This is a genomic window from Glycomyces endophyticus (assembly GCF_039531525.1).
In the GTDB taxonomy this organism is placed as follows: domain Bacteria; phylum Actinomycetota; class Actinomycetes; order Mycobacteriales; family Micromonosporaceae; genus Glycomyces; species Glycomyces endophyticus.
This window is the reverse complement of the sequence record NZ_BAAAQF010000010.1, coordinates 362,944-382,704: the sequence shown is the minus strand read 5'-3', so window position 1 is coordinate 382,704 and position 19,761 is coordinate 362,944. Positions and strand designations below refer to the sequence as shown.

At 71.6% G+C, this 19,761-nt stretch carries 18 protein-coding genes; 15 read left to right on the top strand and 3 right to left on the bottom strand.

Going from position 1 to position 19,761, the window contains the following annotated elements; all coding sequences use genetic code 11:
• Positions 1-21: 21 nt before the first annotated feature.
• Positions 22-1,008, bottom strand: coding sequence for a LacI family DNA-binding transcriptional regulator (locus tag ABD419_RS15610; RefSeq protein WP_344487960.1), 987 nt, complete (start codon positions 1,006-1,008; stop codon positions 22-24).
• 427 nt (positions 1,009-1,435) lie between these two features.
• Between ABD419_RS15610 and ABD419_RS15605 the strand changes: the two genes are divergently transcribed.
• Positions 1,436-2,437, top strand: coding sequence for a Gfo/Idh/MocA family protein (locus ABD419_RS15605; protein ID WP_344487958.1), 1,002 nt, complete (start codon positions 1,436-1,438; stop codon positions 2,435-2,437).
• Between the two features lie 62 nt (positions 2,438-2,499).
• Here the strand turns inward: ABD419_RS15605 and ABD419_RS15600 are convergent, their stop codons facing one another.
• Positions 2,500-3,780: an ABC transporter substrate-binding protein gene (locus tag ABD419_RS15600; RefSeq protein WP_344487956.1), complete on the bottom strand. Its 1,281-nt coding sequence runs from the start codon at positions 3,778-3,780 to the stop codon at positions 2,500-2,502.
• A 246-nt stretch (positions 3,781-4,026) separates the two neighbouring features.
• Here ABD419_RS15600 and aroC point away from each other — a divergent pair, with 246 nt between their 5' ends.
• The 5 genes from aroC to nusB all read left to right on the top strand — a co-directional run bounded on the left by aroC (position 4,027) and on the right by nusB (position 8,385).
• The gene (gene aroC / locus ABD419_RS15595) at positions 4,027-5,205 is read left to right on the top strand and encodes a chorismate synthase (RefSeq protein ID WP_344487954.1); all 1,179 of its coding nucleotides are present in this window, start codon (positions 4,027-4,029) and stop codon (positions 5,203-5,205) included.
• A 69-nt stretch (positions 5,206-5,274) separates the two neighbouring features.
• The gene (gene aroB, locus ABD419_RS15590) at positions 5,275-6,831 is read left to right on the top strand and encodes a 3-dehydroquinate synthase (RefSeq protein ID WP_344487952.1); all 1,557 of its coding nucleotides are present in this window, start codon (positions 5,275-5,277) and stop codon (positions 6,829-6,831) included.
• Positions 6,828-7,262, top strand: coding sequence for a type II 3-dehydroquinate dehydratase (gene aroQ / locus ABD419_RS15585; protein ID WP_344487950.1), 435 nt, complete (start codon positions 6,828-6,830; stop codon positions 7,260-7,262). Before aroB ends, aroQ begins: the two co-directional genes overlap by 4 nt.
• A 119-nt stretch (positions 7,263-7,381) precedes the next feature.
• Positions 7,382-7,939, top strand: a complete 558-nt coding sequence (gene efp / locus ABD419_RS15580) for an elongation factor P (RefSeq protein ID WP_344487948.1) — start codon at positions 7,382-7,384, stop codon at positions 7,937-7,939.
• Between the two features lie 2 nt (positions 7,940-7,941).
• Positions 7,942-8,385 carry a transcription antitermination factor NusB gene (gene nusB, locus ABD419_RS15575; protein WP_344487946.1) on the top strand — a complete coding sequence of 148 codons (444 nt, stop codon included), beginning with the start codon at positions 7,942-7,944 and terminating at the stop codon, positions 8,383-8,385.
• A gap of 119 nt (positions 8,386-8,504) precedes the next feature.
• Here the strand turns inward: nusB and ABD419_RS15570 are convergent, their stop codons facing one another.
• Complete coding sequence (locus ABD419_RS15570; protein WP_091034397.1) at positions 8,505-9,005, bottom strand: transcriptional regulator; 501 nt, start codon at positions 9,003-9,005, stop codon at positions 8,505-8,507.
• A 341-nt stretch (positions 9,006-9,346) separates the two neighbouring features.
• On the opposite strand from ABD419_RS15570, the gene pyrR reads away from it, so the two are divergent.
• The 9 genes from pyrR to gmk all read left to right on the top strand — a co-directional run bounded on the left by pyrR (position 9,347) and on the right by gmk (position 19,747).
• A complete protein-coding gene (pyrR, locus tag ABD419_RS15565; protein ID WP_425556079.1) occupies positions 9,347-9,874 on the top strand; it encodes a bifunctional pyr operon transcriptional regulator/uracil phosphoribosyltransferase PyrR in 528 nt (175 codons plus the stop codon).
• On the top strand, positions 9,871-10,791 hold the full coding sequence (locus tag ABD419_RS15560) for an aspartate carbamoyltransferase catalytic subunit (protein WP_344487939.1): 921 nt from the start codon (positions 9,871-9,873) through the stop codon (positions 10,789-10,791). The genes pyrR and ABD419_RS15560 overlap by 4 nt, the downstream gene beginning before the upstream one ends.
• Positions 10,788-12,086: a dihydroorotase gene (locus ABD419_RS15555; RefSeq protein ID WP_344487937.1), complete on the top strand. Its 1,299-nt coding sequence runs from the start codon at positions 10,788-10,790 to the stop codon at positions 12,084-12,086. The genes ABD419_RS15560 and ABD419_RS15555 overlap by 4 nt, the downstream gene beginning before the upstream one ends.
• A complete protein-coding gene (gene carA / locus ABD419_RS15550; RefSeq protein ID WP_344487935.1) occupies positions 12,083-13,228 on the top strand; it encodes a glutamine-hydrolyzing carbamoyl-phosphate synthase small subunit in 1,146 nt (381 codons plus the stop codon). Before ABD419_RS15555 ends, carA begins: the two co-directional genes overlap by 4 nt.
• Positions 13,221-16,541 carry a carbamoyl-phosphate synthase large subunit gene (carB, locus tag ABD419_RS15545; protein ID WP_344487933.1) on the top strand — a complete coding sequence of 1,107 codons (3,321 nt, stop codon included), beginning with the start codon at positions 13,221-13,223 and terminating at the stop codon, positions 16,539-16,541. The genes carA and carB overlap by 8 nt, the downstream gene beginning before the upstream one ends.
• Positions 16,542-16,649: 108 nt before the next feature.
• Complete coding sequence (locus ABD419_RS15540) at positions 16,650-17,723, top strand: quinone-dependent dihydroorotate dehydrogenase (protein ID WP_344487931.1); 1,074 nt, start codon at positions 16,650-16,652, stop codon at positions 17,721-17,723.
• Positions 17,724-17,736: 13 nt separating this feature from the next.
• A complete protein-coding gene (pyrF, locus tag ABD419_RS15535; protein ID WP_344487929.1) occupies positions 17,737-18,651 on the top strand; it encodes an orotidine-5'-phosphate decarboxylase in 915 nt (304 codons plus the stop codon).
• 149 nt (positions 18,652-18,800) lie between these two features.
• A complete protein-coding gene (mihF, locus tag ABD419_RS15530; RefSeq protein ID WP_030156658.1) occupies positions 18,801-19,124 on the top strand; it encodes an integration host factor, actinobacterial type in 324 nt (107 codons plus the stop codon).
• A gap of 20 nt (positions 19,125-19,144) precedes the next feature.
• The gene (gmk, locus tag ABD419_RS15525; protein WP_344487927.1) at positions 19,145-19,747 is read left to right on the top strand and encodes a guanylate kinase; all 603 of its coding nucleotides are present in this window, start codon (positions 19,145-19,147) and stop codon (positions 19,745-19,747) included.
• Positions 19,748-19,761 lie beyond the last annotated feature (14 nt).

Genomic DNA, 19,761 nt, shown 5'->3' with positions numbered 1-19,761 from the left:
TGAATGTCAAGGCGATCGCGCTCAGCGCTGGGTCGGCGGGCCGCTCGTCCCGCGCACGACCAGCTTGGACTCCAGCTTCAGCGTCGCGCCCGGTTGGCGCACGCCGCGCAGCTGCTCGTCGGCCGCCTCCACGGCGAGCCGCGCGAGGCGCGGCACGTCCTGTCGCACCGTGGTGAGGTCGATGTGGCTGAGGCCCGCGATGTGCGAGTCGTCGTAGCCGACGATCGAGACCTGCTCGGGGATCTTCACGCCGGCCCGCGTGAACACGTCGAGCAGGCCGATCGCGCACTGGTCGTTCGAGGCGAACACCGCCGTGGGCAGGGGTTCGTCGCTCGCGATCATGCCGCGCGCGGCCTCCTGGCCGCCCTCCTCGGTGTGGTTGCCGGGGAGGATCCGGATGCGGTCGGCCAGGCCGTGGGAGCGCATCGCGTCCCGGTACGCGCGGCGCCGCTCGGGCGCGCCGGGCTTCGACCCGCCGTCCACGTGCGCGATGTCGCGGTGCCCGAGCCCGACCAGGTGGTCCACCACCTCGCGGGCGCCGGGCCGGTCGTAGGAGGTCACGAGGTCGACCGGGGCGCTCTTGAGGTGGCGTCCGAGGACGACCACCGGGAGCCGCGCGCCCAGGTCGGCGATGTCCTCCTCGCTGATGGTGGGGCCGCACAGCAGGAGCGCCTCGCTGCGGTGGCCGACGAGCGCCTCCACGGCCTTGTGCTCGTCGCGGCTGGGGACGGCCGCGCTGAGCACCAGGTCGTAGCCGAGCTCCTCGGCGGTGGGGTAGATGGCCTCGACGAGGTCCACGTGGTGCGGGTTGCGCGCGGTGAAGAGCACGCCGAGCACCTTGCTGCGGCCGCGCGCGAGGAGGCGCGCGGCCATGTCGGGCTTGTAGCCGAGGCGGGCGGCGGCCTCGAAGACGCGCTCGCGCGTCTCCGGGCTCGCGCCGGGCTGGTCCCTGAACACCAGGGACACGAGGGCCCGCGAGACGCCCAGTTCGGCGGCTACGTCCGCCATGGTGGGCTTGCGCGACCGCGGTGCCGGGGTGCGGTCGGTTCCTTGACGCGGGTTCGAGGGGGTCATCGGGTCGTGGTCCTTCCGATCGAGCGTGATGCAGTTTTTCATACGCGACCACTTGACCGGACAATGTGGCGCATGCCATTCTAGCGTGACTGTCGCGCGCTAGTAGCGCGCGCTAAACGGATATTCTCCTTCAAACCGCTCTCGTCGGGGCTTCGGCGAGGCCGTCGAGCGCGGCGTCGGCGCCGACCTCCCGGACCCGGCCGGCGTCGCGGCCGCCCGCGCGACGCCGAGCGCGACCCGTGCCCGAGCGAGCCCGGCGTGCCGCTTCCCGTCGCCGTCCGCACCCGGCATAGTTCGAACGGCTGGGGAGCGGCGTCCGCCGCGTCCATTCCCGACACCGCACGCAGAAAGGCAGGGGCCCATGAAGATCGGTTTGATCGGCGCCGGATGGATCGGCGAGGAGCACGTCAAGCGCCTCGCAGGCCGCGTCACCGGCGCGGAGGTCGTCGCCGTGTCCGACATCGACCCCGAGCGGGCCGCCGCCGCGGCGGCGATCGCCGGGGCCCGGGTCGTCGACACCGCCGAGCGGCTCATCGCCGACCCCGGCGTCGAGGCCGTGGTGGTGACCTCGTGGGCGCCGGTCCACGCCGAGCAGGTCCTCGCCTGCATCGCCGCGGGCAAGCCGGTGTTCTGCGAGAAGCCGCTCACCACCGAGGCCGCCGACGGGCTGCGCATCCTCGACGCCGAGCAGGCCCGCGGGGAGCGGCTCGTCCAGGTCGGCTTCATGCGCCGCTACGACGCCGGGTACCGCCAGATGAAGGCCGTGCTCGACGCCGGCGGCGTGGGCGTCCCGCTCATGGTCCACTGCGCGCACCGGAACCCGACCCAGCCCGAGTCGTACCACTCGGACAAGCCCATGGTCGACACGGCCGTCCACGAGATCGACGTGCTCCGCTGGCTCCTCGGCGAGGAGTTCGCCACCGTCCAGGTGGTGGTGCCGCGCTCGACCTCGCAGCGGTTCCCGCATCTGGTGGACCCCCAGATCCTGCTGCTGGAGACGGCCTCCGGCGCGCGGGTCGACGTCGAGGTGTTCGTCAACTGCCGGTACGGCTACGACATCCAGTGCGAGATCGTCGGCGAGACCGGCACCGTGCGCCTCCCCGACCCCGCCGCGCCCCTGGTGCGCAGCGAGGGCCGCGCCTCGTACGCCGTCGTCCAGGACTTCCCGAGCCGCTTCGCCGACGCCTTCGACACCGAGCTCCAGGAGTGGGTCGACTCCCTGCGCAGCGGCGTCCCGGCCGGGCCGAGCGCCTGGGACGGCTACGCCGCCACCGTGGTCGCCAACGCCGCCGTCGAGGCCCGCCGCACCGGCGGCGTCGTCGCGGTCGACCTCCCCGGCCGCCCGGCCTTCTACCAGGAGTAGGCGCCCGTCGGCGCAGCTCCGGGGTTGCGAGGGCCCGGCCGAACGGCCGGGCCCGTCCCCGCTCAGCCCGTGGGGATGCCGCCGCCGACCAGCGGCACCGGGTCGGCCTCGACCTCGGTCACGTTCCCGACCTCCACCTGGTAGGTGGTGCCGTTGTAGTCCTGCACGCCGCCGTCCACGGTCATGATCCCGACCGTGCTGTACCCGGCGTGGTTGACGTCGCTGTAGGTGAGCGGCACGATCCCGTTGCCCTGCAGGGACCCCGACTCGACCGCCGCGATGAGCGACTCGCGCGTCGGGTCCTCGCCGGCGGCCGCGAGCGCCTCCGCGAACAGGTAGCCGACGCTCATCCCGACCACCGTGTTCGCGGTGAACGGCGCGCCGTCGTTGTACTCGTCGTTGATCTGCCGGAACAGGGCCGTCCACTCGTTGTCGGGCCCGAACGGCAGGTAGTTGACGCACACCATGCCGTCCAGCAGCTGCGCGGCCGCCTCCTCGCCGAGGTGCCCGACCAGGGTCGGGTAGTCCGCGCCCGAGGAGGACACGTACCACTTCGGGAACCAGTCCATCTGCGCGGCGGTCGCCACGGTCAGAGCCGTGAACCCGTTGATCGTGCCGAGGATGTTCACCTCGCAGCCGGCGGACTGGAGCGCGGCCAGCTGCACCGAGACGTCGGTCATCGAGGTCGTGTACGTCTGGATCTCGGTGATCTCGTTGCCGCCCATGACCGCCTCGACGCCCTCGAGGATGCCCTCCCCGTAGTCGTCGGCCTGCCCGAACACGCACACCTTCGCGCCGGGCTCCTGCTCGGCCGCGTACTGCGCGAGCGCCGCGCCCTCGGTCGTGTACTCGGCGACGTACCCGAACGCGTTGGGGTACAGCGAGGGCTGGTTCCACATCCGCGAGCCGGAGGCGATGAACAGGTCGGGGACGCCCTCCTCGGCGAGGTAGTCCAGGACCACCGAGTGCGTCGGGGTGCCCAGGCCGTTGACGATCGCCAGGACCTCCTCGTCCTCGACGAGCCCGGTCACGGCCTCGTTGGTCAGCTGCGGTTCGTAGGCGTCGTCCTCGACCAGGTACTCGATGCTCCGGCCGTGGACGCCGCCGTTCGCGTTGACGTACTCGAAGTACGCCGAGGTCGCCGCCGACACCGCCGAGTACCCGGCCGCGGCCGGTCCCGACAGGGGCTGGTGGGTCCCGATGGTCACGGTGTCGGCCGTGACGCCCGGGGTGGACGCCGCCGCCTCCTCCTCGTCGTCGGGGCCCGTGCAGCCGGTCAGGCCGAGGGCCGCGGCGACCGCCAGGGCCGCCGCTCTCCTCGACGTCGTCGCGGGGGTCCGCATGTCGATCACCTCTTCGTGGTCGCCCCGAACGCCGTGTATTGAAGGACATGGATGGGTATCGGCGTCCGGGTCCACGAAGATACTAATCGGTAACTTGTGTTTTCGCAGCCCTCAAGGCGCGCCGACCGGACAGAAACCCCTCGTCCGTCCGGTCATACCCGCACTCGGACCCCGCCGTGCCCGAAATCTGGGAGGCGCATCCCACCAGGGGCGCGATCACACCGGCCCGGATGGCAGACTTGACGCGTGTTGCGATGGATGACAGCTGGAGAGTCCCACGGCCCCGAACTCGTGGTCACGATCGACGGCCTGCCCGCCGGCGTCGAACTGACGACTGAGGCGGTCGCCGCCGAACTGGCCCGCCGCCGCCTCGGCTACGGCCGCGGCGCCCGCATGAAGTTCGAGGCCGACGCCGTCAGCTTCATCGGCGGCCTCCGCCACGGCCGCACCCTCGGCTCGCCCGTCGCCATCCGCGTCGGCAACTCCGAATGGCCCAAGTGGGAGACCGTCATGGCGGCCGACCCGGTCGACCCCGCCGAACTCGAAGGCGTCGCCCGCAACGCCCCCCTGACGCGCCCGCGCCCCGGCCACGCCGACCTCGCCGGCATGCAGAAGTACGACCACGACGACGCCCGCCCGATCCTCGAGCGCGCCTCCGCCCGCGAGACCGCCGCCCGCGTCGCCGGCGGCACCGCCGCCAAGGCCTTCCTCAAGCAGGCCTTCGGCATCGAGATCGTCTCCCACGTCAAGGCCCTCGGCCCCGTCCGCGCCAAGGACGGCCTCGTGCCCACCCCCGACGACGCGGCCGCCGTCGACGCCGACCCGCTGCGCTGCATGGACCCCGACGCGTCCGCCCGCATGGTCGCCGAGGTCGACGCCGCCAAGAAGGACGCCGACACCCTCGGCGGCGTCGTCGAGGTCCTCGCCTACAACGTCCCGCCCGGCCTCGGCTCCCACGTCCAGTGGGACCGCAAGCTCGACGCCCGCCTCGCCACCGCGCTCATGTCGATCCAGTCGGTCAAGGCCGTCGAGATCGGCGACGGCCTCATGCAGGCCGCCGTCCGCGGCTCCTCCGCCCACGACGAGATCGTCCCCGGCCCCGACGGCGTCCAGCGCCTCACCGACCGCGCCGGCGGCCTCGAAGGCGGCATCACCACCGGCCAGCCGCTCCGCGTCTCGGCCATGCTCAAGCCCATCTCGTCGCTGACGCGCCCCCTGCGCACCGTCGACACCGAGACCGGCGAACCCGCCGAGGCCATCAACCAGCGCTCCGACGTCTGCGCGGTCCCCGCCGGGGCCGTCGTCGCCGAGCACATGGTCGCCTACGTCCTCGCCGAGGCCGCCCTCGAGAAGTTCGGCGGCGACTCCGTCGGCGAGTCCCGCCGCAACTTCGAGCAGTACCTCGACAACCTGCGGGTGAAGTAGGCCCCAGCCCGCCGTCCCGCCCGCCGGCGCCGCGCAGCGGCGCCGCTCCACGATCCGGAGTGAACGCTGATGAGCCTTGTAGTCATCGTCGGGCCGCCCGGCTCCGGCAAGACCACGGTCGGCCGCGCGCTGGCCGAGGCGCTCGGCGCGCCCTTCCGCGACGCCGACGCCGACATCGTCGCCGTCGCGGGCAAGCCGATCGCGGACATCTTCGTCGACGACGGCGAGGAGCACTTCCGGGCGCTCGAACGCGAGGCGGTCCGCCGCGCCGTGGCCGAGCACGACGGCGTCCTCGCCCTCGGCGGCGGCGCGGTCCTGGCCGACTCCACCCGCAAGCTCCTGGCCGACACCACCGTCGTCCACCTCCGCGTTGACGTGGCCGAGGCCGTGCGCCGCAACGAGATCGACAAGGGCCGCCCGCTCCTCGCCGTCAACCCGCGCGCCACGCTGCGCCGGCTCCTGGAAGAGCGCCTGCCGCTCTACCGCGAGGTCGCCGACTTCGAGATCGACACCACCGGAAGGGACGTGGCCGGGTTGGCCGAGGAGATCCGGGCGAAGCTCGCCGTGCGCACCGTCGTCGTCAACGACGCCGAGACCCCCTACCCGGTCCTGATCGGACGCGGCACCGTCGAGCGCCTGCCCGAGTTCCTCGGGAAGGCCGCCCGCGTCGCCGTGCTCCACACCGCCAGCACCGCCGCGCTCGCCGAACGCGTCGGCGCGCTGCTGCCCGACGGGGTCGAGGCCACGCTCATGGAGCTGCCCGACGCCGAGGACGGCAAGACCGTCGCCGTCGCCGAGCAGTGCTGGGACGCGCTCGGCGCCGAGGGCTTCACCCGCACCGACCTGGTCGTCGGCGTCGGCGGGGGCGCGGTCACCGACCTCGCCGGGTTCGTCGCCGCCTGCTGGCTCCGCGGCGTCGCCGTCGTCCACGTCCCGACGTCGCTGCTCGGCGCGGTCGACGCGGCCGTCGGCGGCAAGACCGGCGTGAACACCGCCGCCGGGAAGAACCTCGTCGGCGCCTTCCACCCGCCCCGCGCGGTCCTGGTCGACCTCGACAACTTCGCGACCCTCCCCGGGCGCGACCTCGCCGCGGGCCTCGCGGAGGTCGTCAAGGCCGGCTTCATCGCCGACCCGGTCATCCTCGACCTCGTCGAGGCCGACCCCGCGGCCGCCCTCGACGCCACCGGCCCGGTCGTCGCCGAGCTCGTCGAGCGCGCCATCGCCGTCAAGGCCGAGGTCGTCGCCTCCGACCTGAAGGAGGGCGGCCTGCGCGCGGTCCTCAACTACGGGCACACCTTCGCGCACGCCGTCGAGAAGCTCGAGCACTACCGCTGGCGCCACGGCGACGCCGTCGCCGTCGGCATGGTCTACGCCGCGCACCTGAACGCGATCACCGGCCGGGTCGACCTCGTCGACCGCACGAAGGATGTCCTCGAATCGCTCGGCCTGCCCACGACCTACGAGGCCGGGCGCTGGGACGACCTGCTCCAGGTCATGAAGATCGACAAGAAGAACGTCGGCGCCACGCAGCGCTTCGTCCTCCTCGACGCCCTCGCGGCCCCCCTCGTCGTCGACGACGTGACCGCCGAGCAGCAGCGCGAGGCCTATGAGAGGCTGACCGCATGACGACTGTGCTCGTGCTCAACGGCCCCAACCTGAACCGCCTCGGCAAGCGGGAGCCCGCGATCTACGGCTCCCAGACCCTCGCCGACCTCGAGGCGCTGTGCGTGAAGACCGGCGAGGAGCTCGGCCTGGAGGTGGACTTCCGCCAGACCAACCACGAGGGCGAGATGCTGGAGTGGTTGCACGAGGCCGCCGATCACGCGCACCCCGTCGTCCTCAACTCGGCCGCTTGGACCCACTACTCGGTCGCCGTCGGCGACGCGTGCGCCCAGCTCACGGCCCCGCTCATCGAGGTCCACCTCTCCAACGTGCACCAGCGCGAGGCGTTCAGGCACCACTCGTTCGTGTCCGCGCACGCCAAGGGCGTCATCGCCGGCCTGGGCGCTGACGGCTACGCCGCGGCCCTCCGCCACCTCGCGTCGCTCACGGCCTAGCGCCCGTCCTGCCGCGCCGCTGGTCACAGCCGACGCGGCCTGCGCCGTGACCAGCCCGGCCGCCCGCTACCATTGACGGTCGGCCCAGTCAGATCCTCTACCGAAAGAGACGAACGCCCGTGGCATCCACGAACGACCTCAAGAACGGCCTGGTGCTCAACCTGGAGGGCCAGCTCTGGCAGGTGCAGGAATTCCAGCACGTCAAGCCCGGCAAGGGCCCCGCGTTCGTGCGCACCACCCTGAAGCAGATCCCCTCGGGCAAGATCGTCGACAAGACGTTCAACGCCGGCACCAAGGTCGAGACCGCGAACGTCGACCGCCGCACGATGACCTACCTCTACAAGGAGGGCGAGGACTTCGTGTTCATGGACTCCGACACCTACGACCAGATCCCGCTCGGCCCGGGCATCGTCGGCGACGCCGCCAAGTTCCTCCTCGAGAACTCCGAGGCCACCGTCGCGCTCCACGAGGGCAAAGTCCTCTACATCGAGCTCCCGGCCTCGGTCGAGCTCGTCATCACCTACACCGAGCCGGGCCTCCAGGGCGACCGCTCCTCCGGCGGCACCAAGCCCGCCACCGTCGAGACCGGCGCCCAGGTCCTCGTGCCGCTGTTCATCGACAACGGAGAGAAGATCAAGGTCGACACCCGCGACGGCAAGTACCTCTCGCGAGCCTAGGGGTGGGGAACCAGCAGAGCGGACCTGACCGGCTCACCGCCCGCACCAAGTGGCGGATGCGGGCCGTCGAGATCCTGTACGAGGCCGAGTCCCGCGGCGAGGGCGTCAAGCGCGTGCTCGCCGAGCGGGCCGACCGCGCCTTCACCGACCCCGAGGCCCCGCGGCTCCCGAAGTACTCCGAGGAGCTGGCGCGCGGCGTCGACGAGTACCGGTACGAGCTGGACGAGGCCATCGGCCGCGCCGCCAGCGGCTGGTCGGTCGAGCGGATGCCCGCGGTCGACCGGAACGTCCTCCGGGTGGCGCTGTACGAGATCATCTACGTCGAGGACGTCGACACGCCCGTGGCCATCAAGGAGGCCATGCGCGTGGCGGAGCAGATCGGCTCCTCCGACGACACCTCGTTCGTGAACGCGGTCCTCGACGCGGCGGCGAAGGCCGAGGACTAGGTCCACCAGGCACCGGAAAGGGCCGGCACCCGCTCGGGTGCCGCCCCTCTCCCATGCCTTGCGCGGCCGCGGCCGAGCCCTCCGATCCCGGGCCCGGCCGCCGCCCGAAAGCCCGGGTCCTACTCGCCGTCCGAGGCGAAGAACGCCTGGAGGTCGTGCACGAGGACGCCGAAGTCCTCCAGCTTCTCGATGAGGCCGGACGGGGTGGTCGAGTAGACGACCGCGAGCGTGTACAGGTCGTCGGCGCGGATCGAGAGGATCCGGCCGTTGTAGTCCCCGCGCCGCTGCTGGATGGAGCGCGCGAGCTTGGCGACGTGCTCCAGCTCGGGGTCGGGGTGGTCGTAGAGCGCCTCGAGGTTGAGGACGATCTTCTCGGCCTGCTCGACCGGGAGCGGCACGCCCTCGGGAAGCAGCTCAGAGACGGGGATCCGGTAGAAGTCGGCCAACTCGGCGAGGCGGCTGACGGTGATGGACCGGTCGCCCCGCTCGTAGGAACCGATGACGACGGCCTTCCACTTGCCGCCGGACTTGTCCTCGACGCCCTGCAGGGACAGGCCCTGCTGCATCCGAATGTCGCGCAGTCGGTTGCCGAGCGCTTTGGCGTAGTCAGATGTCGCCATGCTGGGATCAACTCCAATTTTCGGTACGAGAGGAATCCTATTGTTGACTACCGTCGGTGACCATCGGCCGTTGGGGTGCCCCCAAACAGTGTTCTTCGTCGCGTGAGGCCCGAAAGACTGACGGGCAAACCACATCATACCCGTCAAAGATGCAGCTAAAGCCGCCAAGGTTTTGGGACTCGGGTTTACGCTCCGTCACCGACGGCGTAGCATGGCCCGCGACGAAACCGTTCTTTAACAGACCGTCCAGTGAGGCGGAGAAGGAGGTTCGCGTGGTTTCCCCTGCCCTCAGGCAGAACGAGGACGACCCGTCGGGCGCGCACGGCACTGCCGGCAAGCACATCCTCTCGGGCGAGGACATCGGCCGCATCCTCGACCGCATCGCCCACCAGATCCTGGAGAAGACCAAGGGCGCCCCCGACACCATGCTCCTGGGCATCCCCACCCGCGGCGTCGCGCTCGCCGGCCGGCTCGCCGAGCGCATCCGCCGCTTCGCCGGCGTCGACGTCCCCGCCGGGACCCTCGACATCACCCTCTACCGCGACGACCTGCGACGCAACGCGCTCCGGCCCCTGGGCCCGACCGAGCTGCCGCCCGGCGGCGTCGACGACCAGCGGGTCATCCTCGTCGACGACGTGCTCTTCTCCGGCCGGACCGTCCGCGCCGCGCTCAACGCGGTCCACGACCTCGGCCGCCCCGCCAGCGTCCAGCTCGCCATCCTCGTCGACCGCGGCCACCGCGAGCTGCCGATCCGCGCCGACTACGTCGGCAAGAACATCCCCACCGCGCGCGACGAGATCGTCTCCGTGCGGCTGACCGAGTACGACGGCCTCGACGCCGTGATCCTCACCGGAGGCCGGGAGCGATGAAGCACCTGCTCACCACCAAGGAACTGACCCGCGACGAGGCCGAGCTGATCCTCGACGTCACCGAGCAGATGGCCGAGGCCGTCACCGGGCGCGAGGTCCCCAAGCTCCCCGCGCTGCGCGGCCGCACCGTCGTGAACCTCTTCTTCGAGGACTCGACCCGCACCCGCACCTCCTTCGAGACCGCCGCCAAGCGCCTCTCGGCCGACGTCGTCAACTTCGCCGCCAAGACCTCCAGCATCAGCAAGGGCGAGAGCCTGCGCGACACCGCGCTCACCCTCCAGGCCATGGGCGCCGACGCGGTCGTCATCCGCCACCCCGCCGCGGGCGCCCCGCAGCGGCTCACCGAGTGGATCGACGGCGCCGTCCTCAACGCCGGCGACGGCACCCACGCCCACCCGACGCAGGCCCTGCTCGACGCCTACACGATGAAGCGGCGCCTCGGCGCGATCGAGGGCCGCACCGTCGCGATCGTGGGGGACATCCTCCACTCGCGCGTGGCCCGCTCCAACGTGTGGCTCCTCTCCAAGCTCGGCGCGAACGTCCGCCTGGTCGGCCCGCCCACCCTGCTGCCCAAGGACATCGACGAATGGCCCGTCGAGGTCGGCTACGACCTCGACGCCAGCCTCAAGGGCGTCGACGCCGTCATGATGCTCCGCGTCCAGCGCGAGCGCATGCACGCCGCGTTCTTCCCCACCGCCAACGAGTACGCCCGCCTCTACGGCCTCGACGAGCGCCGCCTGCGGCTCCTGCCCGACCACGCGATCGTCATGCACCCCGGCCCGATGAACCGCGGCATGGAGATCGCCGCGACCGTCGCCGACTCGCCCCGCGCCACCATCACCGAGCAGGTGACCAACGGCGTCTGGGTCCGCATGGCCGTCCTCTACCTCCTGCTGACGAACGGAGCATCCCGGTGACCGACCTGCTCATCAAAGGCGCCGACCTGATCGGCAAGGGCCGCAAGGACGTCCTAGTCCGCGACGGCCGCGTCGCCGAGACCGGGTCGCTCAGCGCCAAGGACGCGCAGGTCGTCGACGCCGACGGCCTCGTGCTCCTGCCCGGCCTCGTCGACCTCCACACCCACCTGCGCGAGCCCGGCCGCGAGGACGCCGAGACCGTCCTCTCCGGCACCCGCGCCGCCGCCAAGGGCGGGTACACCGCGGTGTGCGCCATGGCGAACTCGTACCCCGTCGCCGACACCGCCGGCGTCGTCGAGCAGGTCGCCGCCCTCGGCAAGGCCGCCGGATACGCCGACGTGCAGCCCATCGGCGCCGTCTCCATCGGCCTCGAGGGCAGGCAGCTCGCCGAGATCGGCGCCATGGCCCACTCCGCGGCCAGGGTCCGCATGTTCTCCGACGACGGCCACTGCGTCGCCGACCCGATCATGATGCGCCGCGCCCTGGAGTACGTGAAGACCTTCGGCGGGCTCATCGCCCAGCACGCCGAGGAGCCGCGCCTCACCGAAGGCGCCCAGATGAACGAGGGCGCCGTCTCCGCCGAGCTCGGCCTGCCCGGCTGGCCCTCGGTCGCCGAGGAGGCGATCATCGCCCGCGACGTGCTCCTCGCCGAGTACACCGGCGCGCGCGTCCACTTCTGCCACGTCTCCACCGCCCGCTCGGTCGACATCATCCGCGAGGCCAAGGCCCGCGGCGCGAAGGTCACCGCCGAGGTCTGCCCGCACCACCTCCTCCTCACCGACGAGGCCGCGCGCACCTACGACCCCGTCTACAAGGTCAACCCGCCGCTGCGCCGCGAGTCCGACGTCGCGGTCCTGCGCGGCGCCCTCGCCGAGGGCGTCATCGACGCCGTCGCCACCGACCACGCCCCGCACGCCCCGCAGGACAAGGACTGCGAATGGGCCGCCGCCCGACCGGGCATGCTCGGACTGGAGACCGCCCTGTCGATCACCGTCCTCGCCCTCGGCGGGCCCGGGGACGTCGACTGGGACACCGTCGCCGAGCGCACCTCGCGCACCCCGGCCCGCATCGCCGGCCTCGAAGCGCACGGCCGCGACCCGCAGCCGGGCACCGAGGCCAACTTCACCCTCGTCGACCCCTCCGCGAGCTGGACCGTCGTCCCCGCGGACCTCGCGTCCCTCTCGCGCAACACCCCCTACGCCGGGATGGAACTCCCGGTCACCGTCCAGGCGACGTTCCTTCGCGGACGCGCCACCGTGCTGAACGGCAAGATCGCAGAGGAGACGACCGAATGAGCAGCAGAGCACCAGCGATCCTCGTCCTCGAGGACGGCCGCGTCTTCCGCGGCGAGGCCTTCGGCTCCGTCGGCGAGACCTTCGGCGAGGCCGTCTTCAACACCGGCATGACCGGCTACCAGGAGACCCTCACCGACCCGTCCTACTACGGGCAGGTCGTCGCCCAGACCGCCCCGCAGATCGGCAACACCGGCTGGAACGACGAGGACGACGAGTCCCGCCGCATCTGGGTCGCCGGGTACGTCGTCCGCGACGCCTCCCGCATCACCTCCAACTGGCGCGCCAAGCGCGGCCTCGAGGACGAGCTCGCCTCCCAGGGCGTCGTCGGCATCTGCGAGGTCGACACCCGCGCCCTCACCCGCCACCTGCGCGAGGCCGGCGCCATGCGCGTCGGCATCTCCTCGCGCTCCACCGACGCCGAGGCCCTCCTCGCGAAGGTCCGCGCCACGCCGCAGATGGCCGGCGCCAACCACGTCGGCGCCGTGACCACCGCCGAGCCCTACACCTACGAGGCCAAGGAGACCCGCTACACGGTCGCCGCCCTCGACCTCGGCATCAAGCGGAACACCCCGCGCCGCCTCGCCGAGCGCGGCATCACCACCACGGTCTACCCGGCCGAGGCCACCGCCGAGCAGGTCCTCTCCCAAGGCCCCGACGCGGTGTTCCTCTCCAACGGCCCCGGCGACCCCGCCACCGCCGACCACCAGGTCGCGCTCACCCGCGAGCTCCTGCGCCGCGGCGTGCCCGTCTTCGGCATCTGCTTCGGCAACCAGATCCTCGGCCGCGCCCTCGGCCTGGAGACCTACAAGCTGAAGTTCGGCCACCGCGGGATCAACCAGCCCGTCCTCGACCGGCACACCGACAAGATCGAGATCACCTCCCACAACCACGGGTTCGCCCTCCGGGCCCCGAGCGCCGCCGCCCAGGCCGGCGAGCCGTTCGACACCGAGTTCGGGCGCGTCCAGGTCAGCCACGTCTGCCTCAACGACGACGTCGTCGAAGGGCTCACCTGCCTCGACGCCCCCGCCTACTCCGTCCAGTACCACCCCGAGGCCGCCGGCGGGCCGCACGACGCCGACTACCTGTTCGACCGCCTCGTCGAACTGATCGAGACCACCAAGGGGGCCAAGGCAGATGCCTAAGCGCGACGACCTCAAGCACATCCTGGTCATCGGATCCGGTCCCATCCAGATCGGCCAGGCCTGCGAATTCGACTACTCCGGCACCCAGGCGTGCCGCGTGCTCCGCGAGGAGGGCCTGCGGGTTACCCTCGTCAACTCCAACCCGGCCACGATCATGACCGACCCCGAGTTCGCCGACGCGACCTACGTCGAGCCGATCACCACCGAGGTCATCGAGCAGATCATCGCCAAGGAGAAGCCCGACGCGATCCTCGCGACCCTCGGCGGCCAGACCGCCCTCAACGCCGCGGTCGCCCTCCACGACGCCGGCATCCTCACCAAGTACGGCGTCGAGCTCATCGGCGCCGATATGGACGCCATCCAGCGCGGCGAGGACCGCCAGCAGTTCAAGGAGGTCGTCCTCAGCGTCGGCGGCGAGGTCCCGCGCTCCGCGGTCTGCCACACCATGGACGAGGTCCGCGACACCGTCAAGGACCTCGGCCTCCCCGTCGTCATCCGCCCCTCCTTCACCATGGGCGGCCTCGGCTCCGGCATGGCCCACACCTGGGAGGACGTCGACCGCATCGCCGGCAACGGCCTCGCCGAGTCGCCCACCACCGAGGTCCTCATCGAGGAGTCCGTGCTCGGCTGGAAGGAGTACGAGCTCGAACTCATGCGCGACCGCGACGACAACGTGGTCGTGGTCTGCTCCATCGAGAACGTCGACCCCATGGGCGTCCACACCGGCGACTCCGTCACCGTCGCCCCCTCGATGACCCTCACCGACCGCGAGTACCAGCACATGCGCGACGTCGGCATCGCCATCCTCCGCGAGGTCGGCGTCGACACCGGCGGCTGCAACATCCAGTTCGCGATCGACCCGGCCACCGGCCGCATGATCGTCATCGAGATGAACCCGCGCGTCTCCCGCTCGTCCGCGCTCGCCTCCAAGGCCACCGGCTTCCCGATCGCCAAGATCGCCGCCAAGCTCGCCATCGGCTACACGCTCGACGAGATCCCGAACGACATCACCAAGGCCACCCCGGCCGCCTTCGAGCCGACCCTCGACTACGTCGTCGTCAAGGTCCCGCGCTTCACCTTCGAGAAGTTCCCCGGCGCCGACCCGACCCTCACCACCACGATGAAGTCCGTGGGCGAGGCCATGAGCCTGGGCCGGACCTTCCAGCAGGCCCTCCAGAAGGCCCTGCGCTCCACCGAGACCAAGGCCGCCGGGTTCTGGACCCGCCCCGACCCCGTCGGCGCCACCCTCGAGAACACGCTCGAGGCGCTGCGCACCGCCCACGACGGCACGCTCTACACCGCCGAGCGCGCCCTGCGCCTCGGCGCCACGGTCGCCCAGGTCCACGAGGCCTGCAAGATCGACCCGTGGTTCCTCGACCAGGTCGCCCAGCTCATCGAGCTCCGCGACGAGATCGAGGCCGCCGCCGTCGCCGACGAGGCGCTCCTGCGCCGCGCCAAGCGCGCCGGGTTCTCCGACGCCCAGATCGCGGCCCTGCGCCCCGAGCTCGCCGGCGAGGACGGCGTCCGCCGCCTCCGCCACCGGCTCGGCCTGCGGCCCGTCTTCAAGACCGTCGACACCTGCGCCGCCGAGTTCGAGGCCCACACGCCGTACCACTACTCGACCTACGAGGAGGAGACCGAGGTCGCGCCCTCGAACCGCCCGAAGGTCATGATCCTCGGCTCCGGGCCCAACCGCATCGGGCAGGGCATCGAGTTCGACTACTCCTGCGTCCACGCCGTCCAGGCGCTGCGCGAGGTCGGCTACGAGACCATCATGGTCAACTGCAACCCCGAGACCGTCTCCACCGACTACGACACCGCCGACCGGCTCTACTTCGAGCCGCTCACCTTCGAGGACGTCACCGAGGTCTTCACCGCGGAGGACGAGTCCGGCCGCGCCGCGGGCGGACCCGGCGTCATCGGCGTCGTCGTCCAGCTCGGCGGCCAGACCCCGCTCGGCCTCGCCGAGCGCCTCCAGGACGCCGGCCTGCCCATCGTCGGCACCTCGCCGAAGGCCATCGACAACGCCGAGGACCGCGGCGTCTTCGGCCGCCTCCTCGACGACCTCGGCCTCGTCGCCCCCGACGGCGGCACCGCCACCTCCTACGAGGAGGCCCGCGAGGTCGCCGCCCGGATCGGCTACCCCGTCCTGGTCCGGCCCTCGTACGTCCTCGGCGGCCGCGGCATGGAGATCGTCTACGACGAGGACACCCTCGCCGGGTACATCTCCCGCGCCACCGAGGCCAGCCCCGAGCACCCGGTCCTCATCGACCGGTTCCTCGACGACGCGATCGAGATCGACGTCGACTGCCTCTGCGACGGCGAGGACTTCTACCTCGGCGGCATCATGGAGCACATCGAGGAGGCCGGCGTCCACTCCGGCGACTCCTCCTGCGCCCTGCCCCCCATCACCCTGGGGGCCGCCGTCATCGAGCAGATCCGCGCCTACACCGCGAAGCTCGCCTTCGGGATCGGCGTGCGCGGCCTCATGAACGTCCAGTACGCCCTCAAGGACGAGCAGCTCTACGTCCTGGAGGCGAACCCGCGGGCCTCGCGCACCGTCCCGTTCGTCTCCAAGGCCACCGCCGTCCCGCTCGCCAAGGCCGCCGCCCGCATCGCCCTCGGCGCCAAGATCGGCGAACTGCGCGCCGAGGGGATGCTCCTGCCCGAGGGCGACGGCTCCGACGCCGGACCCGAGGTCCCGATCTCCGTCAAGGAGGTCCTGCTGCCGTTCAAGCGCTTCCGCACCGTCGAGGGCTCCGGCATCGACGCCGTCCTCGGCCCGGAGATGAAGTCCACCGGCGAGGTCATGGGCATCGACTCGTCCTTCGGACTCGCCTTCGCCAAGGCCACGCTCGCCGTCTACGGCAAGCTCCCCACCTCGGGGAACGTCTTCGTGTCGGTCGCCGACCGCGACAAGCGCGCCATCGTGTTCCCGGTGCGCCGCCTCGTGGACCTCGGCTTCACCGTCTACGCCACCGAAGGCACCGGCCTGGTCCTCAAGCGCCACGGCATCGACTTCACACCGGTCGCCCGCCACAGCTCCGGCGAGGCCGTCGACGCCGTCAGCCTCATCGCCTCCGGCGAGGTCGACCTGGTCATCACCACGCCCTCGGCCTCCCCGGGCCCGCGCACCGACGGCTGGGAGATCCGCTCCGCCGCCGTCGTCGCGGACGTGAGCTGCGTGACCACCATCCAGGGTGCCGCCGCGGCCACGCAGGCCATCGAGTCGGCCTCGCGCGGCGAGATCCGCGTGGCCTCGCTCCAGGAGCTGCACCGGCGCCTCCGCGGCGCGGAGCGGGCCGCGGCCTGAGACCATGGCGGAGCCCGCGCGCCGCACCTGACGCAGAGAACCGGGTGGGCGGGCTCCGGCCCGTGGCCGTTCCGCTCACCCGGTGAATTGACGTATACAGGAATGACCATGCTGTACCAGAATCTCGCCCGCCCCGTCCTCTTCCGGGTCGGCCGCGGCGACGCCGAACGCGCCCACGACGCCACGATGCGCTGGCTGACGCGCCTGTCCGAGCAGCGGCAGGTGCGCAACGCGCTCATCAAGCTGAACCGGCTGAGCGCGCCCGTCACCGTCTGCGGCATCCCCTTCCCGAACCCCATCGGGCTCGCCGCCGGCCTCGACAAGAACGGCGTCGCCGTCGGCGCCTGGCCCGCCCTCGGCTTCGGCTTCGCCGAGATCGGCACCGTGACCGCGCAGGCCCAGCCCGGCAACCCCAAGCCGCGGATGTTCCGGGCGAAGCAGTCGCAGGCCATCGTCAACCGCATGGGCTTCAACAACGAGGGCGCCCAGGCCCTCGCCGCCCGCCTCCAGGCCAGCCCCGCGGTCGACTGCCCGCTGGGGATCAGCATCGGCAAGTCGAAGGCCGTCCCGCTCGAAGGGGCGATCGACGACTACCTGACGTCGCTGCGGTTCCTCTACCCCTTCGCCGACTACTTCGCGGTCAACGTCTCCTCCCCGAACACGCCCGGCCTGCGCCAGCTCCAGGACGCCGGCGCGCTCCGCGCCCTCCTGGACGCCCTGCACGCCGAGGGCCGCCGGCTCGCCGCCGGGCGGCCGGTCCGCCCGATCCTGGTCAAGATCGCCCCCGACCTCACCGAGCCGGCCCTCGCCCAGCTCCTGGAGGTCTGCCTCGACACCGGGGTCGCCGGGGTGATCGCCACCAACACCACCCTCGGGCGCGACGGCATCGTCCCGGCCGAGGACGCCGTGGCCGCCGAGCCCGGCGGCATGTCCGGCCGGCCGCTGACCGCGTTCTCCCGCGAGATCGTCCGCTTCGTCGAGCGCGAGACGGGCGGCCGCCTGCCGATCATCGGCTCCGGCGGGATCATGACCCCCGACGACGCCCAGGCCATGTTCGACGCCGGGGCCAGCCTGGTCCAGATCTACTCCGGGCTCATCTACAACGGCCCCGGCGTGGTGCGCGCGAGCGCGCGCCGCTACCGCAGGTCCGCCAGCCGCCACCGATCCACCTCTCACGCCTGAAGAACGAGGAACCATGCCTAACAAGGAATTCGGCGCCCGCGCCTTCCGCCTGTCCCAGGAGCGCGGCCCGCTGTGCGTCGGCATCGACCCGCACGGGTCGCAGCTCCTCCAGTGGGGCCTCGACGACGACCTGGACGGCGCCGAGCGGTTCGCGCTCACCCTCACCGAGGCGGTGGCCGAGCGGTGCGCGTTCGTCAAGCCGCAGTCCGCGTTCTTCGAGCGCTTCGGCTCGGGGGGCGTGGCGCTCCTGGAGCGGGTCATCGCCGAGTCCCGCCGGGCCGGGGCCCTCGTCCTCCTCGACGTCAAGCGCGGCGACATCGGCTCGACCATGGCCGCGTACGCGCAGGCGTACCTCGACCCGGCCTCGCCGCTGGCCGCCGACGCGATCACCGTCAGCCCCTACCTGGGCGTCGGCTCGCTCCAGCCCGGGTTCGACACGGCCGAGGCGCACGGCAAGGGCCTGTTCGTCCTCGCCCGCACCTCGAACCCCGAGGGCAAGTACGTGCAGATGGCCAAGCGCCGCGACGGCCGCTCGGTGGCGCAGAGCATCATCGACGAGGTGAACGAGCGCAACGGCGAGGCCGAGCCGATGGGCTCGTTCGGCATCGTCATGGGCGCGACGATCGGCGCCTGCGCGAGCGAGGGCGAGGCGCGCATGCGTGAGTCGACTTACGGAATCACCCACACCACCGTGAGCCAACGTGACTCCGCTCACGACCTCTCCCAGTTCAACGGGCCCATCTTGGTACCGGGCATGGGCGCCCAGGGCGGGCGTCCGAGTGATCTTCCGCGCGTGCTCGGCGCCGCCGCCAAGTTCGCAATTCCGTCCTATTCCCGGCAAATCGCACAGCCTGGTCCTGCCGTGGCGAGCATTCGCACCGCCGTCGAGGCGTTGCAGGAGGAATGCCGCGCCGCCATGGGGGAATAACACCGCCGTTTTCAGGGCCCGGATTTGGCCCCACCCCCGGTCGCAGGCGTGTCGGTAGGTGGGGTTACCGTCTCCGAGCTGGGTATGCTTTGGCGATACCCGCACGTCAAGGTCCACAGGGACGAAACCATCGACTGCAAGGAGACCCCGTGCCGCTCCCTAAACTGACTCCGGAACAGCGCGCAGCCGCCCTTGAGAAGGCGGCGGCGGCCCGCAAGGCCCGCGCCGAGCTCAAGGAGAAGCTGAAGTCGGGCGAGACCACCCTGGAAGCGGTCCTCAAGTCCGCTGCCACCGACGACATCTCCGGGAAGATGAAGGTCTCGGCCGTGCTCAAGGCCCTCCCGGGCATCGGCGACAAGCGCGCCACCCAGATCATGGAGAAGCTCAAGATCGCCGACTCGCGTCGGCTGCGCGGCCTGGGCGAGCACCAGCGCGCCGCGCTTCTGGATGAATTCAAGGGCGACCAGGCCTAAGTTCGGGTAGTAGTAGTCGCGTGAGCATCGATCACCACCACGCCGCCCTCGCCCAGCGACTGACGGTCCTCTCCGGCCCGTCGGGCGTTGGCAAGGGCAGCGTCAAGGCACTCATCCAGGAGTACTACCCGTGGGTCTGGCTCTCCGTGAGCTGCACGACCCGCAAGCCGCGTCCTGGTGAGGTCGACGGCGCCGACTACCACTTCGTGTCGACCGAGCAGTTCGAGTCGATGATCGCCGCGGGGGAGTTCCTTGAATGGGCCTCCTACGCGGGGAACCTCTACGGAACCCCCCGCGGCCCGGTCGAGGAGCGCCTGCGCGCCGGACTCCCGGCGCTGCTGGAGATCGAACTGCAAGGGGCCCGCCAGGTCCGCCGGGCCATGCCCGACGCGCAGCTGGTGTTCCTGGCCCCGCCGTCATGGGACGAACTCGTCCGCCGCCTCACCGGGCGGGGGACCGAGGACGCCGAGACGATCGCGCGCCGGCTCGACGCCGCGCGCGGAGAGCTCGACGCCGAAGCCGAGTTCGATCACACAGTCACGAACGTGTCGATCGAGCAGGCGGCGTCTGAGCTGGTAGAGTTGCTCAGTTCTCCGGCCGTCTTGAAGACCGGAGCACGGTAGCAACACCACCCAGA